General features: G+C 51.8%; 24 protein-coding genes. 16 read left to right on the plus strand and 8 right to left on the minus strand.

The features are described 5' to 3' along the window. Positions 1 to 11: 11 nt before the first annotated feature. From hisC to J6J34_RS10715, 9 genes are all read left to right on the plus strand, one after another. Positions 12 to 1,109, plus strand: coding sequence for a histidinol-phosphate transaminase (gene hisC, locus J6J34_RS10675; RefSeq protein WP_301774292.1), 1,098 nt, complete (start codon positions 12 to 14; stop codon positions 1,107 to 1,109). A gap of 7 nt (positions 1,110 to 1,116) precedes the next feature. After that, positions 1,117 to 2,391 carry a 3-phosphoshikimate 1-carboxyvinyltransferase gene (gene aroA, locus J6J34_RS10680; protein ID WP_301899018.1) on the plus strand — a complete coding sequence of 425 codons (1,275 nt, stop codon included), beginning with the start codon at positions 1,117 to 1,119 and terminating at the stop codon, positions 2,389 to 2,391. Between the two features lie 72 nt (positions 2,392 to 2,463). Next, positions 2,464 to 3,168, plus strand: coding sequence for a (d)CMP kinase (cmk, locus tag J6J34_RS10685; RefSeq protein WP_301720413.1), 705 nt, complete (start codon positions 2,464 to 2,466; stop codon positions 3,166 to 3,168). A 109-nt stretch (positions 3,169 to 3,277) separates the two neighbouring features. After that, on the plus strand, positions 3,278 to 4,957 hold the full coding sequence (gene rpsA / locus J6J34_RS10690) for a 30S ribosomal protein S1 (RefSeq protein WP_301720412.1): 1,680 nt from the start codon (positions 3,278 to 3,280) through the stop codon (positions 4,955 to 4,957). Positions 4,958 to 5,004: 47 nt separating this feature from the next. Next, positions 5,005 to 5,289 carry an integration host factor subunit beta gene (ihfB, locus tag J6J34_RS10695; protein ID WP_301720411.1) on the plus strand — a complete coding sequence of 95 codons (285 nt, stop codon included), beginning with the start codon at positions 5,005 to 5,007 and terminating at the stop codon, positions 5,287 to 5,289. Positions 5,290 to 5,374: 85 nt separating this feature from the next. Further along, complete coding sequence (locus J6J34_RS10700) at positions 5,375 to 5,638, plus strand: lipopolysaccharide assembly protein LapA domain-containing protein (RefSeq protein WP_301720410.1); 264 nt, start codon at positions 5,375 to 5,377, stop codon at positions 5,636 to 5,638. After that, positions 5,631 to 6,788, plus strand: a complete 1,158-nt coding sequence (gene lapB / locus J6J34_RS10705) for a lipopolysaccharide assembly protein LapB (protein WP_301720409.1) — start codon at positions 5,631 to 5,633, stop codon at positions 6,786 to 6,788. Before J6J34_RS10700 ends, lapB begins: the two co-directional genes overlap by 8 nt. Beyond that, positions 6,789 to 7,487 (plus strand): orotidine-5'-phosphate decarboxylase, encoded by a 699-nt coding sequence (gene pyrF / locus J6J34_RS10710; RefSeq protein WP_301720408.1) that lies wholly within the window; start codon positions 6,789 to 6,791, stop codon positions 7,485 to 7,487. An 82-nt stretch (positions 7,488 to 7,569) separates the two neighbouring features. Beyond that, positions 7,570 to 7,878, plus strand: a complete 309-nt coding sequence (locus tag J6J34_RS10715; protein ID WP_301720407.1) for a ComEA family DNA-binding protein — start codon at positions 7,570 to 7,572, stop codon at positions 7,876 to 7,878. Between the two features lie 9 nt (positions 7,879 to 7,887). Here the strand turns inward: J6J34_RS10715 and J6J34_RS10720 are convergent, their stop codons facing one another. Beyond that, positions 7,888 to 8,496: a rhomboid family intramembrane serine protease gene (locus J6J34_RS10720; protein ID WP_301720406.1), complete on the minus strand. Its 609-nt coding sequence runs from the start codon at positions 8,494 to 8,496 to the stop codon at positions 7,888 to 7,890. Between the two features lie 125 nt (positions 8,497 to 8,621). Between J6J34_RS10720 and ggt the strand changes: the two genes are divergently transcribed. Continuing rightward, positions 8,622 to 10,388 carry a gamma-glutamyltransferase gene (ggt, locus tag J6J34_RS10725; protein WP_301720405.1) on the plus strand — a complete coding sequence of 589 codons (1,767 nt, stop codon included), beginning with the start codon at positions 8,622 to 8,624 and terminating at the stop codon, positions 10,386 to 10,388. A 29-nt stretch (positions 10,389 to 10,417) separates the two neighbouring features. Here ggt and msrB read toward each other — a convergent pair whose 3' ends face one another. Both msrB and J6J34_RS10735 read right to left on the minus strand, forming a co-directional pair. Next, complete coding sequence (gene msrB / locus J6J34_RS10730) at positions 10,418 to 11,581, minus strand: peptide-methionine (R)-S-oxide reductase MsrB (protein WP_301834189.1); 1,164 nt, start codon at positions 11,579 to 11,581, stop codon at positions 10,418 to 10,420. Next, a complete protein-coding gene (locus tag J6J34_RS10735) occupies positions 11,578 to 12,300 on the minus strand; it encodes a DUF1499 domain-containing protein (RefSeq protein ID WP_301720403.1) in 723 nt (240 codons plus the stop codon). The genes msrB and J6J34_RS10735 overlap by 4 nt, the downstream gene beginning before the upstream one ends. Positions 12,301 to 12,409: 109 nt before the next feature. Here J6J34_RS10735 and J6J34_RS10740 point away from each other — a divergent pair, with 109 nt between their 5' ends. Genes J6J34_RS10740 through J6J34_RS10755 form a run of 4 tightly spaced genes read left to right on the plus strand, consistent with a single transcriptional unit; the run spans position 12,410 to position 16,438 of the window. Then, positions 12,410 to 13,555 carry an ABC transporter substrate-binding protein gene (locus J6J34_RS10740; RefSeq protein WP_301899019.1) on the plus strand — a complete coding sequence of 382 codons (1,146 nt, stop codon included), beginning with the start codon at positions 12,410 to 12,412 and terminating at the stop codon, positions 13,553 to 13,555. After that, positions 13,552 to 15,165: an ABC transporter permease family protein gene (locus J6J34_RS10745; protein ID WP_301899020.1), complete on the plus strand. Its 1,614-nt coding sequence runs from the start codon at positions 13,552 to 13,554 to the stop codon at positions 15,163 to 15,165. The genes J6J34_RS10740 and J6J34_RS10745 overlap by 4 nt, the downstream gene beginning before the upstream one ends. Continuing rightward, positions 15,165 to 15,824: an ATP-binding cassette domain-containing protein gene (locus tag J6J34_RS10750; protein WP_301899021.1), complete on the plus strand. Its 660-nt coding sequence runs from the start codon at positions 15,165 to 15,167 to the stop codon at positions 15,822 to 15,824. Before J6J34_RS10745 ends, J6J34_RS10750 begins: the two co-directional genes overlap by 1 nt. After that, positions 15,824 to 16,438, plus strand: a complete 615-nt coding sequence (locus J6J34_RS10755) for a CDP-alcohol phosphatidyltransferase family protein (RefSeq protein ID WP_301720399.1) — start codon at positions 15,824 to 15,826, stop codon at positions 16,436 to 16,438. Before J6J34_RS10750 ends, J6J34_RS10755 begins: the two co-directional genes overlap by 1 nt. On the opposite strand, the gene J6J34_RS10760 is transcribed toward J6J34_RS10755, so the two are convergent. Genes J6J34_RS10760 through metG form a run of 4 tightly spaced genes read right to left on the minus strand, consistent with a single transcriptional unit; the run spans position 16,383 to position 20,879 of the window. Then, on the minus strand, positions 16,383 to 17,225 hold the full coding sequence (locus tag J6J34_RS10760; RefSeq protein ID WP_301720398.1) for a sterol desaturase family protein: 843 nt from the start codon (positions 17,223 to 17,225) through the stop codon (positions 16,383 to 16,385). The two genes, J6J34_RS10755 and J6J34_RS10760, sit on opposite strands and share 56 nt — an antisense overlap. Before the next feature lie 5 nt (positions 17,226 to 17,230). Further along, the gene (locus J6J34_RS10765; protein ID WP_301720397.1) at positions 17,231 to 17,602 is read right to left on the minus strand and encodes a histidine triad nucleotide-binding protein; all 372 of its coding nucleotides are present in this window, start codon (positions 17,600 to 17,602) and stop codon (positions 17,231 to 17,233) included. A gap of 46 nt (positions 17,603 to 17,648) precedes the next feature. Then, the gene (locus J6J34_RS10770; protein ID WP_301720396.1) at positions 17,649 to 18,839 is read right to left on the minus strand and encodes a class I SAM-dependent rRNA methyltransferase; all 1,191 of its coding nucleotides are present in this window, start codon (positions 18,837 to 18,839) and stop codon (positions 17,649 to 17,651) included. A 3-nt stretch (positions 18,840 to 18,842) separates the two neighbouring features. Then, on the minus strand, positions 18,843 to 20,879 hold the full coding sequence (metG, locus tag J6J34_RS10775; RefSeq protein ID WP_301720395.1) for a methionine--tRNA ligase: 2,037 nt from the start codon (positions 20,877 to 20,879) through the stop codon (positions 18,843 to 18,845). A gap of 117 nt (positions 20,880 to 20,996) precedes the next feature. On the opposite strand from metG, the gene apbC reads away from it, so the two are divergent. Together apbC and dcd are read left to right on the plus strand one after the other, a co-directional pair. Further along, on the plus strand, positions 20,997 to 22,067 hold the full coding sequence (gene apbC, locus J6J34_RS10780; protein ID WP_301720394.1) for an iron-sulfur cluster carrier protein ApbC: 1,071 nt from the start codon (positions 20,997 to 20,999) through the stop codon (positions 22,065 to 22,067). Between the two features lie 30 nt (positions 22,068 to 22,097). Next, positions 22,098 to 22,691, plus strand: a complete 594-nt coding sequence (dcd, locus tag J6J34_RS10785) for a dCTP deaminase (protein ID WP_301720393.1) — start codon at positions 22,098 to 22,100, stop codon at positions 22,689 to 22,691. Positions 22,692 to 22,756: 65 nt separating this feature from the next. Here the strand turns inward: dcd and J6J34_RS10790 are convergent. Further along, positions 22,757 to 22,853, minus strand: a 97-nt coding sequence (locus tag J6J34_RS10790; protein WP_301774300.1) for an IS3 family transposase, incomplete at its 5' end; no start/stop codon positions are given.

Raw genomic sequence — 22,853 nt, forward strand, 5'->3', positions numbered from 1 at the left:
GAAAAACTATTATGTTTGATGCAAAGCAGTTAGCAAATGAGGGCGTACGTAACTTACAGCCCTACCAGGCAGGTAAACCCATCGAAGAGCTCGAACGTGAGCTAGGTATTAAAGACATCGTGAAACTTGCCTCAAATGAGAACCCGCTGGGTTTAAGTTCTAAGGTTCGCGCCGCGTTACAGGACACCCTGAGCGGGCTGGCACGTTACCCAGACGCCAACGGCTTTTACCTGAAGTCAAAGCTGGCGAAGAAGTTTGGTTTGCAAACCTCGCAAATCACTCTTGGCAACGGCTCCAATGATGTGTTGGAACTGGTCGCGAGAACTTTTGTTAGCGCCGAACATGAAGTTATTTTTTCACAGCATGCGTTCGTGGTTTATCCATTAGTGACACAAGCCATAGGTGCCAAGGGCATTGCGGTGCCAGCGCAGGATTATGGTCACGACTTAGACGCCATGCTGGCCGCGATTACTCCAAAAACGCGGATGATCTTTGTGGCAAATCCGAATAATCCCACGGGAACATTTCTGAGCACCGAAGCCTTACAAGACTTTATTGCCAAGGTGCCAGAGAACGTGCTGGTCATCCTGGATGAAGCCTACTCTGAGTATGTGGCTGAAGCAGACCGCGCACCATCGTTCGCCTGGGTGGACAGCTATCCTAATCTGGTGGTGACACGGACGTTCTCGAAAGCTTACGGCCTGGCCGGGCTGCGTGCCGGCTATGCAGTGTCGCACCCTGAAGTTGCCGATTTGATGAACCGCGCGCGACAGCCATTTAATATGAACAGTTTAAGTCTGCGTGCCGCGGAAGTGGCGCTGGATGACGAGGACTATCTGCAGCAGTCGGTCGCTGTGAACGCGGCTGGCATGGAGCAATTAGTGGCCTTCTGTGAATCTGCCAACCTGCCTTATATTCCATCGCAGGGGAATTTCCTGACCATTGAAGTAGGCGATGGAGCAGCGGACATCTATGACAAGCTGTTGCACGAAGGGGTGATTGTGCGCCCTGTGGCCGGTTACGGACTGCCGCGGCACTTGCGGGTCAGCATCGGTATGCCGGAAGAAAATGAAGCCTTTATCACTGCCATGCGCAAGCTGCTGGACTAACTCAGTCGTGATCAGGAAGCTAACTTTGCAAGGCCTGCAAAGCTGTCAGGGCACGGTGGACTTACCGGGCTCCAAAAGTATCGCTAATCGCGCCTTGTTGATGGCCGCGTTGGGCGACGGTACGACTGAGCTTAACCACCTGCTGCGTAGTGACGATACGGCACGTATGTTAGAGGCTTTGGCAGCCCTTGGGGTCGGTATTGAGGAGCTAAGTGCCACCTGTGTCAGAGTACGGGGCTGTGGTGGCCGCTGGCCAAAGCAACCGGAGCAACTTTACCTTGGCAATGCCGGTACCGCGATGCGGCCGTTGACGGCGGTGCTGGCAGCGACAAGTACCGCTCCTGTTCTGCTTACCGGTGATGCGCGCATGCAAGAACGGCCGATCGGCGATCTGGTGGACGCCTTACGTGAAGGCGGTGCAACTGTTCGCTATCAGCAGCAGCCGGGTTATCCGCCGCTGGTCCTCGAGCAAGCGTTGCGTGGCGGCGAAATTCATGTCGATGGCAGTGCCTCCAGTCAATACATCTCGGCTTTACTCATGGCGTTGCCGCTACTGCCCAATGACAGCCACCTGATATTAACCGGAACTGTAGTCTCCTGGCCCTATATCGAGCTGACTTTGGCCATGTTGCGCGATTTTGGTATCACCGTCGAGCAACATGGAAAGCAAGGGTTCAGCATCGCCGGGCGGCAACGGTACCAGTCTCCGGCAGCCTATTGGATTGAAGGCGATGCCAGTGCGGCCAGCTACTGGTTGGGCGCAGGCGTCCTTGGTGGTGGCCCGTTACGTATCGAAGGTATTGGCCGCAAGAGTATTCAGGGCGATATCGCTTTTATCGATTACCTGCAACAAATGGGCGGCAGAATTACCGTTCACGACGAATATGTTGAGGTGAATGGTGGCCAGCTCAGGGGCATTGATGCCGATTTAAATGCAATTCCTGATGCAGCCATGACGTTCGCCACCCTCGCATTGTTTGCCAAAGGGCGTACTGCCATCCGTAACGTCGCAAATTGGCGCATTAAAGAAACCGATCGGCTGCACGCCATGGCCACAGAGTTACGCAAAGCCGGTGCTCAAATCGAGGAGGGGGCTGATTACCTCATCATCGATCCGCCAGCGCAGATTCAACATGCACAGATTAAGACCTATGATGATCACCGTATGGCGATGTGTTTCTCACTGCTGGGTTTTAGTGCCGCAGGTGTGACCATTGAAGACCCTGATTGTTGTGCGAAAACCTACCCGGATTACTTCAGTGAATTAGCACGCGTCACTTAAACACCCCTAATAAAGGTGCAATTTTCTGCAAGATCCGTATAATTGCCGCGCTTTTAGTTGGTAGAGGATGTTATGACCGAGTCAATCCCCGTGATTACGATAGATGGCCCAGGTGGGGCTGGTAAAGGAACGGTAAGCCGCATTTTAGCGGAACAGCTGAACTGGCACCTGCTCGACAGCGGCGCGATTTATCGTGTCTTAGCATTGGCGGCATTACATCATGATTTTGCCGCTGATGATGAAGAGAGTCTGGTCGCGTTGGCCAGTAATCTCGACGTTAAATTTGAAGTGGAAAACGAAAAATCACTGACCCATATTATTCTCGAGGGCGAGGATGTGACGATGTCCATCCGCACCGAGTCGGTTGGCAATATGGCCTCCAAAATTGCTGCCTTGCCGCGCGTACGCGAAGCGCTCCTGCGTCGGCAGCGGGCATTTCTGGAGTTGCCGGGCCTCATCGCCGACGGCCGCGATATGGGCACAGTTGTCTTTCCCAATGCCTCAGCCAAGGTGTTTTTGACCGCAAGCGCGGAAGAACGGGCGGAGCGGCGTTACAAACAATTGCTCGAGAAGGGTTTTACTGCTAAAATCGACCAATTAATCGCCGAAATCAAAGAACGTGACGAACGCGATATGAATCGCTCGGTTGCCCCCTTGAAGGCTGCTGAGGGTTCCTTGTATGTAGATTCAACCGACTTAAGTATTGATGAAGTGGTGGATCAAATCTTAAAGTTTGCCCATGGCAAGCTTACGAATACTGAGAAGGTAACCTCGTAAACGTTACCAGCTTAGGGGTCTGCAGTAAGGAAGCGAGCAGATTGATTTAAACAACCCCATCTCACCGGATTGTTTGATGGATGTACTTAACTGAAGTAAGCCAACTCATATGTCAGAAAATTTTGCACAGCTGTTTGAAGAAAGCCTAAAAGAGGTCGAAACTCGCCCAGGTTCTATCGTAAAAGGTACTGTCGTTGCTATTAACCGCGACGTTGTCCTGGTTGACGCAGGCCTGAAATCTGAAAGTGCTATTCCAGTCGATCAATTCCGCAATGCGGAAGGCGAAATTGAAATCAACGTCGGTGACGAAGTTGATGTAGCTCTTGACGCAGTAGAAGACGGCTTCGGCGAGACAATCTTGTCACGCGAGAAAGCTAAGCGTCATGAAGCTTGGTTACAACTGGAAAAAGCCTACGAAGACCAAGAGACTGTTACCGGTATTATCAGCGGTAAAGTTAAAGGTGGTTTCACAGTTGACCTTGGTGGCGTACGTGCGTTCTTACCAGGTTCTTTGGTAGACGTTCGTCCAGTTCGCGAAACTGCACACTTAGAAAATAAAGATCTTGAATTTAAAGTTATCAAGCTGGACCAGAAGCGCAACAACGTTGTGGTTTCACGTCGTGCTGTTATCGAAACTGAAAACAGTGCTGAGCGCGATGCTCTGCTTGAAAACTTGCAAGAAGGCCAGGAAGTCCAGGGTATCGTTAAGAACCTTACAGACTACGGCGCGTTCGTTGATTTAGGCGGCGTTGACGGTCTATTGCACATCACTGACATGGCTTGGAAGCGCGTTAAGCACCCAAGTGAAGTCGTGAACGTTGGTGACGAAATCACCGTGAAAGTATTGAAGTTTGACCGTGAGCGCACGCGCGTATCGCTTGGCCTGAAACAGCTGGGCGAAGATCCATGGTCAGATATCGCAGCACGTTACCCAGAAGGGCATCGCCTGGAAGGCCGTGTTACCAACCTGACTGACTACGGTTGCTTCGTTGAAATCGAAGAAGGCGTTGAAGGTTTGGTACACGTTTCTGAAATGGATTGGACCAACAAAAACGTTCACCCTTCTAAGGTTGTTAACCTGGATGACGTTGTTGAAGTTATGGTGCTTGAAATTGACGAAGAACGTCGTCGTATTTCTCTTGGCCTTAAACAGTGTAAGCCTAACCCTTGGGAAGAGTTCGCGAAGAACTTCAACAAAGGTGAAAAAGTCAGCGGTAAGATCAAGTCAATCACTGACTTCGGTATCTTTATCGGTCTTGACGGCGGCATTGACGGCCTGGTTCACTTGTCAGATATCAGCTGGAATGCTCCAGGTGAAGAAGCTGTCCGTGAATTCAAGAAAGGCGAAGAAGTCACTGCAGTGGTCTTACAGGTCGACGCAGAGCGTGAGCGTATTTCTCTAGGTATCAAGCAACTAGAAGAAGATCCGTTCAACAATTATCTGGCGGCGAACAAAAAAGGTGCTATCGTTACTGGTAAGGTCATCGAAGTTGATGCCAAGGGCGCCAAAGTTGAACTGGCTGACAGCGTAGAAGGTTACATCCGTGTAGCTGACATCTCACGTGACCGCATTGAAGATGCGACCACTGAGCTGAAAGTTGGTGATGACGTTGAAGCACGCTTTATGGGTGTGGATCGTAAGAACCGTACGTTGAGCCTGTCGATTCGTGCGAAAGACGAAGTTGAAGAGAAAGAAGCTCTTGATACAGTGAACAGCAGCAAGCAAGACGATGCTGACTTCACCAATGCAATGGCTGAAGCCTTCAAAGCGGCTAAGAGCGACGACTAAGAACAGCTAAGCGTGCTCGGTAGCGACGCAACAAAGAGGAGCTTAAGATGACAAAATCGGAGCTGATTCACCAGTTAGCGACATTGTATCCCGAGCTATCTCCGCGTCAGGTCGAAGATGCGGTGAAAGAGCTTATCGAACAAATGGCCCAGCAGCTTGCTGCTGGCGATCGAATCGAGATTCGTGGTTTCGGTAGCTTTTCACTGCATTATCGGGCACCACGCGTAGGGCGTAACCCAAAAACAGGTGAAAAGGTTGAGCTGGAGGGCAAACATGTTCCCCATTTCAAACCTGGTAAAGAACTACGTGAACGCGTAGATAACATCAGTTAAAGGGGCGCTATTTTCGCGTCGAGTTCAGCAAAACGGCATGCTATAGTAAGGCATGCCGTTTTTTTATGACTGCTAGGACCCAGCAATGCTGCGATTTATCTTTATTGGCTTACCGCTTTTAGTGTTGTTTCTTTTGGCCGTCGCTTTTGGCGCGCTCAATAAGCAATCCATTCCTTTTGACTTTCTGGTAGGCGAAGTAACCTTGCCGGTATCTGTGCTGACCGGCCTCTTTATTTTGCTTGGCTTTTTACTTGGCATCCTCAGTATGCTCGGCCGCCAGTTCGTATTAAGAAACGAAAACAGGAAACTCCGTAAACAACTCACCGCACGGGATGCCGCCGATGCTTGAGCTGCTGTTCCTGTTGTTGCCAGTTGCCGCAGCCTACGGCTGGTTCATGGGCCGCAATAGTGTCCGCAATGAAGAACGCCGCGAGCAGGAAGAGTTTTCAAAGCAGTACGTGACAGGTCTGAACCTGTTGCTCTCCGATCAACCGGACAAAGCGGTTGATCTATTTATTCAATTACTTGATGTCGATTCCGATACCCTGGAAACCCACTGGACATTAGGTAAATTATTTCGCCGCCGTGGCGAAATAGATCGTGCCATTAAAATTCATCAAAATCTTACCTCACGGCCAGCCATCAGCGAACAACAGCGCCGTCATGCGATGTTCGAGCTGGGGTTGGATTACTTGTCTGCAGGTATCTTCGATCGCGCCGAAGAGATGTTATTGGCACTGCAAACCGATAAAGAATTTGCTGAGCCTTGTCAGCGTTATTTGCTGGAGCTTTATGAGGCGACCCATGAGTGGGATAAGGCCATAAAAATTGCGTTAAAGCTTGCCCGTCATGATGCGAATGCTCAGCCTGTAGTGGCGCAACTGTACTGCGAACTGGCGAATTTACAAAACGACCCGGCCACCGTTGAGAAATATTACCTAAAAGCCCGCAAACATGATCCAGATAACGTCCGTGCGGCACTTTCTTTAGGTCGTATGTGGTTTGAACAAGGCGAAGTGAATCGCGCCCAACGGATACTAACGACGATTCTTGACGCCGACCCGGCCTTTATCTCGGAAGCCTTACCTATTTTAAAAGCCTGTTACACCAGTCAGCAGGATGAAGCGGGCTTCATCCATTACCTGCACAAGTGTGTAAGCGAAGCCAATTCCACCGCCGCAGCCATACTGCTATCAGAAGCCATAGCCAAAGCTGGCACCATGGAAGAAGCCGAAAAGTTTATGCAGTCAGCTTTATTGCGAAATCCCACCATGAAGGGGTTCCACCAGCTGATGGACTTTCATATTCGCGCGGCCGATGTGGGCAAAGCGCGAGACAGTTTGATGATGTTGCAGAAACTGGTGCAACAACAAATGCAGCAGCGGCCTAAGTACCGCTGCCGTCACTGCGGATTCTCGGGAAGTACCTTATATTGGCATTGCCCCTCATGCCGCGTGTGGGGCGAAATAAAACCTATTACCGGACTAGATGGAGATTAAATGAAGCCACAATCGACCGTTTTTGTTGCGCTGGATTACGCAAATGCTGAGCAAGCATGGCCACTTATCGATCAACTTGACCCATCGCAATGTGGTTTAAAAGTAGGTAAGGAGCTATTTACCTCGGCCGGTCCAGAGTTCGTGCGAGAGTTGGTACGTCGCGATTTTAAAGTCTTTCTTGATTTGAAATTTCATGATATCCCCAATACCGTAGCGAAAGCGGTAACTGCTGCGGCGGAACTGGGGGTGTGGATGGTCAATGTTCACGCTTCAGGCGGTCGGCGTATGCTTGAAGCTGCCCGGGCCGCACTAAACGACTATCAACAGCCACCGTTGCTTATTGCAGTTACCGTATTGACCAGCATGGATGCAAGTGATCTGGCCGAGGTCGGTATTCAACGTTCGCTCACCGAGCACGTGCAACACTTAGCAAAACTGAGCCAGCAGGCTGGTCTTGATGGTGTGGTCTGTTCGGCCCAGGAAGCGGCTATGATTCAGGACACCTGTGGTAAGGATTTCGTGCTGGTGACGCCGGGTATTCGTCCGCAAGGGGCAGAGCAAGGCGATCAACGGCGGGTGATGACGCCAGAACAAGCCGCAAAACAGGGTATTCAGGTCCTGGTTATTGGACGACCGATTACGCAGGCAGAAGATCCTGCAGCAGCATTGGCGGCAATACAAGCATCGCTTACAGCTTGATCCGCTGTTTTTAGTTTGCCCCGGAAGTCACAACAACTAAGCTCTTAGGACTGCATTTGCAGTGTTAACTAAGGAGCTTATTATGTTACGGAAAACAGCCTTGTCCGCAGTGCTGATGGGTGCAACTTTATTGCCCTGTGCTTATGCAATGCCTTCAGTACAACCGACCCAACAAGCCGCTGCACAAGAAGTGGTGATGAAAGTCAACGTGAATACTGCCTCTGCGGCGGAACTCAGCATGGCACTTACCGGTGTAGGTACCAAGCGCGCAGAGGCTATTATTGAGCTGCGGGAAAAGCTCGGCGGTTTTACCGAGCTGAATCAGTTGATGCAAATCAAAGGGGTGGGCCCGCGTTTGCTGGAACTTAATAAAGATCGCATTGAGTTCTAGGCGCTAGCGTTACTCTCCGGACGGCTGGGCAAGTTTAGCCAGATGGCGATTGTGGAGCCACCAGGCAAGGATGCCACTAAGGATCCCGGCGCCGTGCAGTTGCCACAACTGCTGATCTTGCCCAGTTACCAGTGGACTCTGCCACCAGCCTAAAAATTCTGCCAGCCACTTTAACCCCAGCAGGGCGCCGGCAGTGTAAAGCAAATACTTTTGCGATGGTGTTTTGCAGCCTCTTAGCTCCAGCAAAATCCCCATAATGAGTAAGCCATGATTCACCGCCGATAAGCCCACGAAACGATTCTGATAACCCGCCAGCCACAAAATGACAGAACTCCCTGCCGTAAGTAGCAAAAGCGCATTCAAATAGGTGCGTACCGTGAAATGTCGTGCCAGGAATACGGTCAGGGCAGTAAAGGCCAGAACATTGCCCACCCAATGCAATGTAGTTAAATGCAGGAAGTGTGCGGTGACCAAACGCCAGGGCTGTTGCCAAACCTGCGCGTAGGAATAGTCAAAGTCCTCGAGCAGCTGATGTGCCTCGAACTGATAGTAATAGGCCCAGATACTTATCAGGCTAAGCAGCACACCACAGATGATGACTTGTAATTTGTTCGACATAGGTTGAGATTTCGCTTCACGCATTGTGATCGTTGTTCGAGAGCTTTATGATAGGTATAACTTAAGCGCCTGTAAATATAGCAAAAGCCAACTCGCCAAATCGTGCCGTAGCGAAGGATAATTCCATGAAACTTAATTCTCTAGCAGTGCTGCTGCTGACCAGTCTGGCCCTAAGTGCCTGTGCACCACAAGCCGGTGATGAACATCAGCGCGATAAACGTGAGCCTGAGGCTGCGACTGGCGTTATCGATAAAGCGGCGGTCTATTCGAACGAATACATGGTGGCTGCTGCTACTCCAGAGGCCGCAGCGGCAGGGCGCAAAGTTTTAGCGGAAGGAGGCTCGGCGATTGATGCGGCGGTGGCTGTACAGGCGATGTTAACGCTGACAGAGCCACAGTCTTCGGGGATCGGAGGTGGCGCCTTTATTCTCTATTGGGACGCTGCGGAACAACACTTGTATACCATTGATGCGCGTGAAAAAGCCCCCGCAAGCGCTACCGGAAATCTATTTCTTGATGCTGACGGGCAGGCGCCGGAAAATTTCTGGGATGCCGTGGTTGGCGGACGTTCAGTCGGCACACCCGGGGTGCTCAAAGGTCTTGAACTTGCGCATCAACGTTGGGGCAACAGGCCCTGGCAAACCTTGTTCAGTGACACCATCACTGCAGCAGAATCAGGCTTTACGGTTTCGGCACGATTGCAGCGACTATTGGAAATGGATCTCAATCCAGGATTACGGCAATTAGCTCCGGCAAGTGATTACTTTTACCCTGATGGTCAGGCGCTGCAGGCAGGGACTACAAAAACCAATCCTGAACTCGCCTGGGCGTTGAAACTGGTGGCTGAACAGGGCACTGATGCGTTTTATCGTGGTCCTATCGCCGAAAAAATTGTTGCGGCGGTACAAAACAGCGAACTGGCCCCTGGTCTGTTAACCCTGACTGATTTGGCGAATTATGAAGCCGTTGTACGCGACCCTGTCTGTCACATCTATCGCATTTATAAGGTATGTGGGATGGGGCCACCAAGCTCCGGTGGGTTGACGGTACTGCAAATACTGGGGATTTTGGAAAACTTCCCGGTCTCACAGTGGGATCCCACCGGTGTAAAAGCGGCGCATCATTTTACCCAAGCATCGCGTCTCGCTTTTGCCGATCGGAATCGCTATATTGCAGACACTGACTTTGTCGAAGTTCCTGTCACGGAAATGCTGAAGAAAAGCTATCTGGCCTCACGCGCGCGCTACATTGGCAACCGCGACTTGCTGCAGGCTGAGCCAGGTGTTTTTGAGACGAAAAATCTGGTCGATGATCGGTCTCCGGAGTTTCCTAATACCAGTCACATCTCTATTGTAGATGCCGAGGGCAATGCGGTATCCATGACCACCAGTATCGAAATGGGATTTGGCTCATCAGTGATGGCCAGCGGTTTTCTGTTAAATAACCAGCTCACTGACTTTTCCTTACGTCCTGAAGTGGATGGCAAGTTGATTGCCAACCGCGTGCAGGGCGGCAAACGCCCGCGTAGTTCCATGGCGCCCACCATGGTGTTCGACGTCAAAGGTCAGGAGCTGATGCACGTGGTCGGTTCGCCAGGTGGTGCTCGAATCATTAACTATGTGGCGCAGACCTTACTGGGAGTGCTCGACTGGGACATGAACATGCAGCAAGCGATAGACCAGCCACATGTAACGAATTTGAATAATTACACTGCGTTAGAAGAGGGCACCGAGATGGCGGATTTGGCAAGAGCCCTTAAAGCCATGGGGCATGATGTACGCGTCACCGGCTTAAACAGTGGTTTGCATGGCATCACTGTTTTGCCTGATGGGCAACTCATCGGTGGCGCCGATCCAAGACGCGAGGGCGTGGCCCTCGGCGAACTTGAATAAGGTAATAGGCTAGCCGCAAGGCGCTTACTTTAGCGGTCCTCTTTTACCGCAGGAATATAATCCGCATAACCTTCTTCCGCCATATCTTCGAGCGGAATGAAGCGCATCGCAGCGGAGTTCATGCAGTACCTGAGTCCTGTGGGCTCAGGTCCATCTTCAAACACATGGCCTAAGTGCGAATCGGCGTGTTTGCTTTTTACCTCAGTGCGGGTCATGAACCAGGAGCGGTCGGTTTTGGTGACGACATACTTGTCGTCGATGGGCTGCGTAAAACTGGGCCAGCCGGTGCCCGATTCAAACTTATCAGCAGAAGAGAATAGCGGCTCACCACTGACAATATCGACATAAATGCCCGCTCGTTCTTCATCCCAGTACTCATTGTTAAAGGCACGTTCAGTTTTGCCTTTTTGCGTCACTGAGTATTGCAGCGAGGTCAGGCGTTCTTTTAGCGCTTCATCGGATGGTTTTTCATAGTCGCTAAAATCAAGCTGCTGTTGTTCTTCTGCTGCAGAGTTGCTGGTTTGCTGATCCGATGTTTTTTTATCGGCATGAGTGTCCATAGTGATGTCATCCTCAAATTTGCGATAATCAACGTCGTAGTTATCACCCCAAACCTTTTCAGTGAACTGGAAACGGCCGGAGTTACGCGTGTAAACCCAGTAACGCACCGAGTTTTTCCGATAGTAATCCTGATGATAGTCTTCAGCTTTATAAAAGGTCGTAAAAGGCTCAATCGGAACCACAACCGGTTCTTCATAAAGATCCATCTGCCTGAGTTCTTTGCGTTCGTGCTCGGCAACACGTCGTTGATGTTCGTTGTGATAAAAAATAGCGGGCCGATACTGCTGGCCACGGTCAACGAATTGCCCGTCAAGGTCGGTCGGGTCCATCATTCGCCAGAACGCCTGCAACAAGCCGGTGTAACTGACGACCGCCGGATCATAGTAGACCTGCACCGCTTCGGTGTGGTCGGTGCGCCCGCGCGAGACTTCTTCATAAGTTGGGTTTTCTTTGCTACCGCCGGCGTAACCGGAGATGGCACGATCAACACCTGGTACATCTTCAAAAGCCTTTTCAACGCACCAAAAACAGCCACCGGCGAAGGTCGCGACACGCAGCTCATCAGAGCTCGCGTGCGCCACAGCTGTTATCGCCATTAGCCCTGCGAATAGGGCAGCTACTGCATAATTCATAGGTTTCCTTTTAGTTGTTGCTGGAAATCACGGATCCGCGCAGCGTTTTTACCCACGTCACTGCGACCGACACGTGATTTACTACGTACATCAACCCGTGTTTGTTCACCTTCGCGTTGGAGGCGAATGACAACATCGTCTTTAAAGCCGAACCAGAAGGTTGATGCGGTCGCTTCGATGCGTCCTTCCGCCAGATCACTGGCGACCAGCTGCCAGCCTTTGGCATTAACGACCCGAAGCGCAGCTTCAAACACCTGGTTGAGGTCTTGCTCGAAGTACTGCGGGGTCAGATCCGAGTACGCTTTGCGTTGTTGTGCTGCAGTTTCTTCGCCTGGATAAGGCAGAGGATTAGGTGCATCAGCCCGTAATGGCGCAATCGCAACGAATTCAGGAGGGTTCTCTAAATCTGTTGTGATGTCATGGATCGGCGGCACGCTGCGCGCTGTTTCCAACTGCTGATAGGGAATATAGAAGCTAATCATGCCAACAATGGCTGCGGCCGTCAGCACCGCAAGCCGGACCCCACGTGGACGCTTCCAGATCAAATAAACAATGATCAACACCACCGAGGCTACGCCGATATAGGCTGCCCAACGCAATAAGGTAAAAGCGATACCTAAATCTAAAATTTGCCAGCGGTACAAAGGACCGGAAAGCAGCAAAATAAAGGCCGATAAAAAGCCCAGGCAAATAAGTAGTGAACCGATTTTCTTTGACATGACAAGCTCCGTTGCGAATTATAGATTTTATACGTCATTCACTATACTCTAGATCAGCCTATGCGAAACACATAACTATCGGTACATCATTCAGTTGCGGAATCAGGCTTTGCTAAAGAAAACACTCTATTTCATGCTGTTTATTGCTCTTTTGCAGCTCGTGCTGGTGTCCCGGGTACAGGCACAGCAAACGTCTGCTGAGCCACAGACAGTGTTCTTTTATGCCTGGGGTGGTTCCGAATCCGTCAACGACTATTTGCGCTGGGCGCAGACTCAGCTAAAAACCCGTCATGGTATTGAGTTACAGCATGTAAAGGTGGCAGATATTGCCGAAGCTGTGACCATTTTGCTCGCTGAAGGCGAGCAGCAGACCAGCAATATAGACCTGTTATGGATCAATGGCGAAAATTTTAAAGTTTTAAAAGATGCCGGGAAGTTATTGCCGGACTTGCCTGAACGTGTGCCCAACAGCGCACTTTTACGCGATGACCTGAACTGGCAGACAGACTTTGGGGTCGCTGTAGACGGTCAGGAGCTGCCCTGGGGCATTGCCCAGTTCCAACTGATTTTCAGAGCGCCACTCCTGGCTGACCATAGCCTGACTAACCGCGTGGCTGTCGAAGACCTGTTAGCACTTGCCAAACGTCATCCCGGCCGTTTGTCCTATCCCAAACCACCGGCTTTTCATGGCACCACCTGGCTTAAAGCGCTTGCGCATGAGTTGGTCCATGCGCCTGAACTGCTGCAACAACCGCCACACAAGGTGAACACTGCACAGGTGTTACAGCCGTTATGGGACTACTTAGATCAGCTGCATCCTTACCTTTGGCGTCAGGGGCGGGAGTTCCCGGGTTCAGCGGAACAGCAACGGCAACTCTTTAACCATGGCACGCTCGATAATGCAGTGACCTTTAATCCAAATGAAATTCCGGCCTTACAACAGCAATTACGGCTTACCCCAGCGGCAACTGCGGTAAGCCTTGGCTCCTCAGCATTAACCAACTTTCATTACCTGGCGATTCCACGCGCCAGTGATAATAGCGCGGCCGCGCTCACCGTCATCAACTTTATGTTGAGCGAAGCAGCTCAGCAGCGTAAAGCTGAACTTAATGGCTGGGGCGACCCTATGGTCATCCGGGCGCCGACATCAGCTAAACCAAGCTTACATGCACCTCTGTTTCCGAGTCATCCTGAGCCTCATGTCGAGTGGACCGCGGTGCTCGAGCAGGAATGGCTGCGCAGGTATCAGCGATGATAAAACGAATCTCCTGGAACATCGTACTGGTAGCCTTGCTCGCCTTGTTGGCTTTGCCGTGGTGGTTCGTACTCCAGGGCTTGTCACTGCAGTTGCCAACCCCGGGGGCAGAACTTTGGAATTATCCGGGCATCGGCACAGCACTGGCAAACAGCCTTCTTGTCGGGTTGCTGAGCACGCTTCTTGCAGCCGCGTGTGCAAGTCTGATCATCGCCTGCGAAGCGGTCAGCGGGCGGCCTGGCAAAAATGATGTGGGCACTATTTTTACTGCTCCCCATTTGGCTTTTGCGATTGCTTTTTTGTGGTTATTCACGCCGTTTGGCTGGTTTGACCGTTTGTTTCCTTTTGCCGCAGGGCTGGTGGAACAGCAGTCTTTAGTTACGCTGGTGATTATTCTGGTACTCAAAGAAACGCCGTTTCTGGTGGTACTGGGGCGGCAACAGCTCATGCAATTACCCTATCAGCAATGGCTGCTGCAGGGACAAGCGCTTGGCACCGACCGGACACGCAGCTGGTGGCTGGTGGTGTTCCCGGCATGGCTGCGGGCCATGCGATTAATCCTGTTTGCGGTCGCCATTTACAGTGTTGCTGTGGTCGATCTTGCGCAAATCGCCGGGCCACTCAACCCGCCGTTATTAGCACCGTTACTCGTTGGTTGGCAATTGCAGTTCGACCCGCTTAGCCAGCTGCTTGCCCAGCAAGCAACCTGGCTGTTAATCGCACTTGGCGGTGTTATGGTGAGTTGGGTCGTGATCCAGGAGTGGGGGCTGGTACGTTTGCTGAAATTACGTATCGGCAGGCCGCCGAGCCGGGCTCTCATCAAGGCGCTGTCAGGGTTTAGTCTTTACTTTAGCAGCGCGACTCGGCTGCTATTTATTTTGATCAGTGCTCTGACATTAGCTGCATTGCTGGCTCTGAGCTTGGGTTACGGCTGGTTTTATCCTGATCTGCTGCCACTTGAATGGCAGCTTAAAAGTTGGCTCGACAATGCCGACCTGATCCTGCAGTTATCGCTGAACACCCTTGGCTTGGGGCTGCTTACTGCTGTGATTGCAACGGCTAGTATTATCTGGCTGAGGGAATGGCAGCGCTTAAATCAACGTGAATTGCCTGACCTCTGGCTGCTACTTGCCTTATTCGTACCGCAATTGAGTCTCGTTATTGCATGGTTGGGAAGCGACTGGAGTGCACTGTTGCGCTCCAACCATCTCAGCGTGCTGGTGGCGCACAGCTGGTTTTCGTTTGCCTATGGCTATCTGGTCTATGCCCCGACCGAGCGCAATACCACACAGAGTCATCTGCTGACAGGGCGCAGCCTGGGGTACGGTTACTGGCGCAGCTGGTGGCACTTTAAACGCCCGCTCATGCACAGTGGTATCGGCTACTGTTTTATGGTGACCTTCTTAGTCAGCGTTGCCCAGTATGTGCCGACCCTGTTGCTGGGTGCCGGACGGCTGCCGACACTCACAACGGAGCTGGTGGCGGTTAGCAGCGGTGGAGAATGGCGCCTGCCAGCGGTGTACGCAACCTTATTATGGTTCATCGCATTTGTCGCCTTAATGCTGGTGCAATTGACCCGCAGCAAACAAAACTTGGCAAGAGAGTCGTAATGAACGCAAGCAGATCTGATAATTTACTCCGCCAGCAAATGCTCAGGTGGCGGGACACAGACAAGGTGATCCGGTTGCCGGATATGTCTATCGCGCCAGGTGAAAGCCTGGGAATGATGGGTCCTAGTGGCTGTGGTAAGTCGACCTGGCTGCGGGCGTTACTGGGAGAGTCCATCGGCTACGCGCGCTTCACCGGCGAACTGTGGGTGGCGGGCAAGGAGGTAAGTGACTTGCCCATAGAGCAGCGGGGGATTGGCATTTTATTGCAGGATAACCCATTGTTTCCCCATTACAGCGTCCGTAAAAATCTCGCTTTCGCGTTGCAACGGCAGGGACTCAGTCGCGCACAGCAAACTGCCGAAATTGAACAGCAACTGGAAGCTGTTGGCATGGCGGCAGCAATTGATCGCTTACCCGGACAGTTGAGTGGAGGCCAGCGGGCACGGATTGGTCTGCTGCGCACGGTCATGGCGGCACCGGCTCTGGTGTTACTTGATGAGCCCTTTAGTGCACTCGATGCCGAACGGCGTGTTCAGGTGCGCGACTGGACGCTGGCATTTTTGCAACAACGCGGTATCGCCAGTATCATCGTCAGCCATGATGCTGAAGATCTTGCCGCTGTGACCCAGCAGTTTAAGTGGCCAAAGGAGCAAAACTGATGATTGATGCGTTACTGTACCGACGCCTGCGGCCTATTCTGGATACTGCAGCTAAACCTCTGGTAAAACTGGGTATTAGTGCCAACACGGTCACTGTTGTCGGCTTTGTGATTGGCCTCCTGGTACTTCCGGCATTGGCGGCGCAACGTTTTGATCTGGCGCTACTTTGTATTGTGCTGAACCGCTTATCGGATGGTTTAGATGGCGCTATCGCCAGACAGACGAAGCGCACAGACGCCGGTGGTTACCTTGACAGTGTCATGGACTTTATCTTTTACAGTGCCGTGCCCTTTGGCTTTTTGCTGGCAGATCCCGCTGAGTTCGGTAGTGTTGCTGGCTTGCTGATGTTTAGCTTTATGGGCACAGCGGCAACGTTTCTGGCTTTTGCGATTCTTGCCGGCAAGCATGGCATTGAGAACCCCAACTATCCAAACAAATCGCTGCATTACATGGGCGGTATTACTGAAGGCTTTGAGACCATCGTCGCATTTATTGTGTTTTGTTTATGGCCAGCGGCGTTCCCGGTGACCGGGGCGATATTTGCTGCTCTATGCTGGTTTACTGCTTTGACGCGTCTTTATCTTGGCTATCGGACCCTGCGTCTGCTTGCTTAGGCTGGCGGAAGGGAATCGCGAGCAGGTAGCTGAGTTTGGTGCTTTCGCGCACCGCAGGATACTCTTTTAAGCCAATGTTGATACCATCAGAGCCCGCTTCCGGGCGTGCGGTGTAGGAGCGGAACAAGCGATCCCAGACGGACAGATTAAAGCTGTAATTGCTGTTGGTTTCGTGAGGTAACTGGCTGTGGTGAATGCGATGCATTTCCTGGGTCACAATCAGTCGTCTTACCGGCCACTCAATACGGCTCGGCAAGGCAACGTTGCCGTGATTGAATAACGAGGTTGCGTTGAGCACTATTTCGAAAATCAGTACTGCCAATGCCGGGATGCCAAACACCACGACTACACCGATTTTTATCAGCATACTTAAAAGAATTTCTAGCGGATGAAAACGTAATCCCGTGGTGGCATCAAAGTCGGCGTCGGCATGGTGCATGCGGTGAATTCGCCACAACAGGGGAATGCGGTGAAACATGCGGTGTTGCCAGTAAATGGTGCAATCAAGTATCAGAAAGCCCAATACCAGGTTTAGTGCCAGCGGCCAGTCCAGGCCCGGCAAGAGGCCAAAACCGGTTTGCTCTGCCCAAAGTGCAGCGCCAATCGCACCTGCTGGAATAAGCAGCCGCAGCAGCACGGTGTTGATAGCGACAATACCGAGATTTGCGGGCCAGCGCCGTTTGGCCGGTAACCTGGATTTGCGTTTTGGATTAAGCCGTTCCCACAGCAGCATGATGGCGAGTACGCCGACAAAGCAACCTAGCCGCCACCAAACCTCTGCGGGCATCAGCGTTAGCCTTGCTTCGGCTCAGCGTTGGCAAATGGCGGCCAACCAAGTGTCTGGCCGGCAAGCAGATGCAGATGAATATGGTAAACCGATTGCCCACCATCATCGTTACAGTTCATGACCAGCCGATAACCGTCTTTGGCAAAGCCATGCTGCACGGCGATTTTACGGGCAACCACAAACAGATGCCCGACCAGCTCACGTTCATCTTCCTGAATGTCGTTCACTGTCGCAATCCGCTTCTTAGGGATAATGAGCAAATGAACTGGGGCTTGTGGATTCACATCCTTAAAGGCAAGACTGATATCGTCTTCATAAACAATATCCGCAGGGATTTCGTTGCGGATAATCTTGTCGAAAATGGTCTCGGTTGTCATAGAATTACCTCATTTGACTCAACAGCTTAGTCTCATACTAGCCAACTCAACCGCGGAGTACCAGCCCTTTCAGGTAGAGTGATTCAGGAAAGTTGGTGCGCACGGGATGGTCCGCGCCCTGATAAAGTCGTTCGATAATATGCAGTGGCCGTTTTGCGTCTAACGCTGCGTCCGCCACAACTTTCTGGAACAAATCACTGCTTAAGAGCCCCGAGCAAGAAAAAGTGAACAGGGTGCCACCGGGGTTCAAAATTTTACAGGCGAGCCGATTGATGTCCTTATAGCCCCGACAGGCACTGATTAGGTTCGCTTTGCTATCTACAAACTTAGGCGGATCCAGAATAATGACATCGAAACGCTCACCACGATGATGGAATTCACGCAGTGCCTGAAACACATCCTGCTGCATATTCGTCAGCGTCTCACTGGCGAAGTTATTCTCAGCATGATTGCGTTCGGCCTGCGCCAAAGCTGGTGCTGATACGTCAAGGTTGACGATCTCTGTGGCGCCCGCTTGAGCAGCGAATAACCCAAAGCCTCCGGTATAACTAAAGGCGTTCAGCACGCGCTTTCCTGCTGCGTAACGGGTGAGGGCGTAGCGACTATCCCGTTGATCCAGATAGTAGCCTGTTTTGTGGCCCTGCTTTACGTCAACGCCTAGCTGCAAACCATTTTCCTGAATCCATAGGGTGGCTGGCGGCTCCTCGCCTGTCGCGCTGTAGAGCAACTTATCCACAAGGGGCAGCCCTTCCTTCTGGCGGACGTCAACGTCAGAGCGTTCGTAAATCGAGCAGTCGGGGAAGTGCTGACGCAGGGCCTCGACGATGGCGTCACGCCAGCTATCGGCGCCGGCGCTTAACAGCTGGCAAACCAGCCAGTTGTCGTATTTATCGATGGTCACACCGGGCAACTCATCGGCTTCAGCTGCGACCACGCGCCACGCGTTGCTATTGATTGCCAGGCCTTCCCGCAGGGCTTTGGCAGCAGCGATGCGTTGCGAAAAAAAAGCTTCATTGATTTGTTGATTGGCCTGGAACGTCCAAATCCGCACGCGGATTTGCGAGTGGGGTGACCAGGCTCCTGCGCCCAGCCAGTCGCCTTCCGCGCTATGTACACTGACAGTTTCGCCAAGTTTAGGATCGCCCTTTACTTTAGCGATGGCGCCGCTAAACACCCAAGGGTGCAGACGGCGCAAGGATTTGCATTTTTGCGGTTTTAAATGGACGGTGGCGGTCATGAATTATTTAACTCGCATACCAGGTTTAGCGCCTTCGTGCGGATTCATAATATAAAGCTCTTTGCCACCCGGACCTGCGGCCAGCACCATGCCCTCGGACAAACCGAAGCGCATTTTCCGGGGCGCCAGGTTAGCCACCATGACGGTATGCTGGCCAATGAGTTCCGCCGGGTCATAAGCTGATTTAATACCGGCAAAAACCTGACGGGTTTCGCCGCCAAGGTCGAGGGTGAGTTTCAGCAACTTGTCAGCACCTTCAACATGTTCCGCATTGGCAATAAGAGCAACACGAAGGTCGATTTTGGCGAAGTCATCAAAGCTAATCTCGGCGCTGATGGGATCATTTTTCAGTTCGTCATTAGCATTGGCTGCTGGGGCAGGTGCTGCGGCATTGGCCTCTTTAGATGCGTCGATCATTTTTTCTACGTGCTCCATTTCAATACGTTGTAGCAAGGCTTTAAAGGGTTCGATTTGATGATCTTTAAGTACCGTCGTATGGCTATCCCAGTCGAATTCTTCGTTCAGGAAAGCCTGTACCCGTTGTGCTAAATCTGGCACCACCGGGGTGAGGTAAATCATCAACAAGCGGAACAGGTTGATCCCCACAGAGCAGATCTCGTGGACCCGTTCGGCATTCGCCGGATCTTTAATGAGCTGCCATGGCTCTTCCTCAGCGATGTAAAAGTTAGCTTTATCCGCAAGTGCCATGATGTCGCGCATCGCCCGTGAGAACTCACGCTTTTCATAAAGCTCGGCAATGCCCGCAGCGGCTGCCTGAGTTTCATCTAGCAGAGCCGTGTCCTGTAAAGAGGAGGCCAGTTTGCCGTCAAATTTCTTCTGGATAAAGCCGGCACAGCGGCTAGCGATATTGACAACTTTACCGACCAGATCGCTGTTCACGCGCTGGGCGAAGTCAGTCAGGTTTAGGTCAAGATCGTCAATCCGACTGGTAAGTTTGGCGGCGAAATAGTAACGCAGGTAATCTGGGTCCAAGTGGTCCAGATAAGTACGCGCCATGATGAAGGTGCCTTTGGATTTCGACATCTTAGTGCCGTTTACGGTAATAAAACCGTGCGCCCAGACATTGGTCGGTTGGCGGAAGTCAGCGCCGCTCAGCATGGCCGGCCAGAACAGGCTATGGAAATAAATAATGTCTTTACCGATAAAATGATACAGCTCAGCATCACTGTCTTTTTTCCAGTAGGTTTCGAAGTCGGCCTGACCTGTGGTGTCACAGTAGTGTTTGAAGCTGCTCATGTAACCGATAGGTGCATCCAGCCAGACATAAAAGTATTTGCCCGGCGCGTCTGGGATTTCAAAACCAAAGTAGGGAGCATCACGGCTGATATCCCAGCGCTGCAAACCTGATTCGAACCATTCGTTTAACTTGTTGGCCATCTCTTCCTGCAAGGAGCCGGACCGGGTCCAGGCCTTCAGCATTTCTTCGAACGCTGGCAAATCGAAAAAGTAATGTTCGGATTCGCGCATCTCTGGTGTGGCACCCGAGACGGCGGACACCGGATTTTTCAATTCAGTTGGCGCATAGGTCGCACCACAGACATCACAGTTGTCGCCGTATTGGTCGCCAGCACCGCATTTGGGACAGTCACCTTTGACGAAACGGTCCGGCAGAAACATTTCTTTTTGCGGGTCAAATAACTGCGAGATGGTTTTCGTCTTGATATGCCCGGCATCGCGCAAACGCGTATAAATTAACTCAGCCAGCTCTTTGTTCTCCGGGCTGTGGGTCGAGTAGTAATGATCGAACCTGACGTTGAAATCAGCAAAGTCCGCCTGATGGGCGCGGTTCATTTCCGCAATCATTTGCTCTGGCTCAATGCCAAGCTGCTGTGCTTTCAACATAATAGGTGTACCGTGGGCATCATCGGCACACATGTAATGACACTCGTGGCCACGCATTTTTTGAAAACGTACCCAGATATCGGCCTGAATGTAGCCCAGCATGTGGCCTATATGAATGGGTCCATTTGCATATGGCAGCGCATTGGTAACCAGAATTTTACGCGGTGCTGTTGTCATGTATTTCGTCCAATAACTAACAAGTTTCTGAAAGGTCGAAGTGTACCTGAAACAGCACTGGCAATCCACCTGCAGTCACCGTATCATGCGGCCTTAAAGCTGGAATTGGAGGAGCTCATGTTAGGTAAATGGCTCGGCAAAAAAACTGCGGATAAAACTGCAGAGAAAACGGCAGATGATTTCTCTGCACAAGAGCGTGAGCACTTGCGCCAGTTTCGCTTACCCGGTTACCAGGGTGCGCTGCCCGAAAATTGGTTTAGCCGTGACCAGCAACAGGCAACTCTGAAACTCCCCTTTGCGGCCGGGCAGCAGGTATTAAAAGACTTGCAGGATGATGCTGAGGTGGGGCATTACCAATGGCGACTGGACTGTCAGATAGCCAAGCTCAGGAACTCGCAACCGGAGTTGCCGCTGGTGTATGGCAATGTCATTGCGGTTTCCTCAGGCAAGGGTGGGGTTGGCAAATCATCGATAGCTGCTCAGCTGGCAGTAGCCCTGGCGCAGACGGGCGCCAGTGTGGGTCTGCTGGACGCTGATATTTATGGCCCATCGATGCCAACCATGATGGGCGGCGCAGACGAAAAACAGCAAATTGATGCACAGAATAAAATGCAACCGCACGTTCGTCACGGCGTTCATGTCAGCTCCCTGGGCTATCTGGCGGATAGCAAAGATGCGGCGATCTGGCGTGGTCCTATGGCCAGTGCGGCATTACAGCAACTATTCCGCGACACGGCCTGGCCGCGCCTCGATTATATGGTTGTCGATTTACCGCCCGGCACCGGGGATATACAGTTGACCATTGCACAAAAGTTACCGGTCACCGGAGCCGTAGTTGTCACCACACCGCAGAACGTTGCTACCGCAGACGCTGAAAAAGGCATCGCCATGTTCCGTAAGCTCGGCATCCCCATCACCGGGCTGGTGGAGAATATGAGCTATTACCACTGTCCCTCCTGTGGTCACGAAGAAGCTATATTCGGTCACGAAGGAGGCCGTAAAACCGCGGCAGCTCACGATGTGCCATTACTGGCGCAGTTGCCCCTGGCCAGCCCGATTCGTGAAGCCCTTGATCATGGTGAGCCACTATTGGTGGGATCGCCCGATCATGAGCTCAATGCTGCCGTAAGAGAGATGGCGACCGCCGTCGCTGCACAACTCTACCAGCAAGCCCAAAAGTCGGTATAGTGGTGATAACAAGCTTAATTGGAGATAACCATGCGGTTAACTGATGAACAAATCGAAACTTACCTGAATAATGGCACCATTGGTATAGAGCCGCGGCCTCTGAGTGCAGACATTAGCGGTGTGACCGTTGATATTCATCTCGGTAATGAGTTCCGGGTGCTGCAGGACCATGCTGCGCCTTTTATTGATATCAGCGGACCCCGCGAGGACATTGAACGGGCCATTGCTCAGGTCATGAGCGATGCCATCATCCTGCAGCCCGAGCAGGCATTTTTTATTCATCCAGGCGAGTTTGCCCTGGCCGTCACCCATGAAAGTGTAACCTTGCCAGCTGACATGGTGGGCTGGCTGGATGGCCGCTCATCATTGGCGCGGCTTGGTCTCATGGTGCACGTGACCGCGCATCGTATTGATCCGGGCTGGTCAGGACAGGTGGTGCTGGAATTCTTTAATAGCGGCAAATTGCCGTTGGCATTGCGCCCGCATATGAAAATTGGTGCACTGAGTTTTGAGCAGCTTAATCAGCCTTGCGCCAAGCCTTACAGCAGCCGCAAAGATGCCAAATACAAGGATCAGCGTGGTGCGGTAGCCTCGCGTATCAGTGCAGATACCGATGCTGACTAAGCTTTAAAGGCCTTAGTAAAAAAAAAGCCCGCAATTGAAGTGACCCCATAAAGTTGGACTCATTTCTAAGCGGCTTCCAAGGTCTGGGTTCGATATTCAATCGGACTCAGGCCTTTTAGTTTGAGCTTAATACGTTTGGTGTTGTAATAATCGATGTATTCT

Origin of the sequence: Pseudidiomarina terrestris (assembly GCF_030466405.1) — a bacterium.
In the GTDB taxonomy this organism is placed as follows: domain Bacteria; phylum Pseudomonadota; class Gammaproteobacteria; order Enterobacterales; family Alteromonadaceae; genus Pseudidiomarina; species Pseudidiomarina terrestris.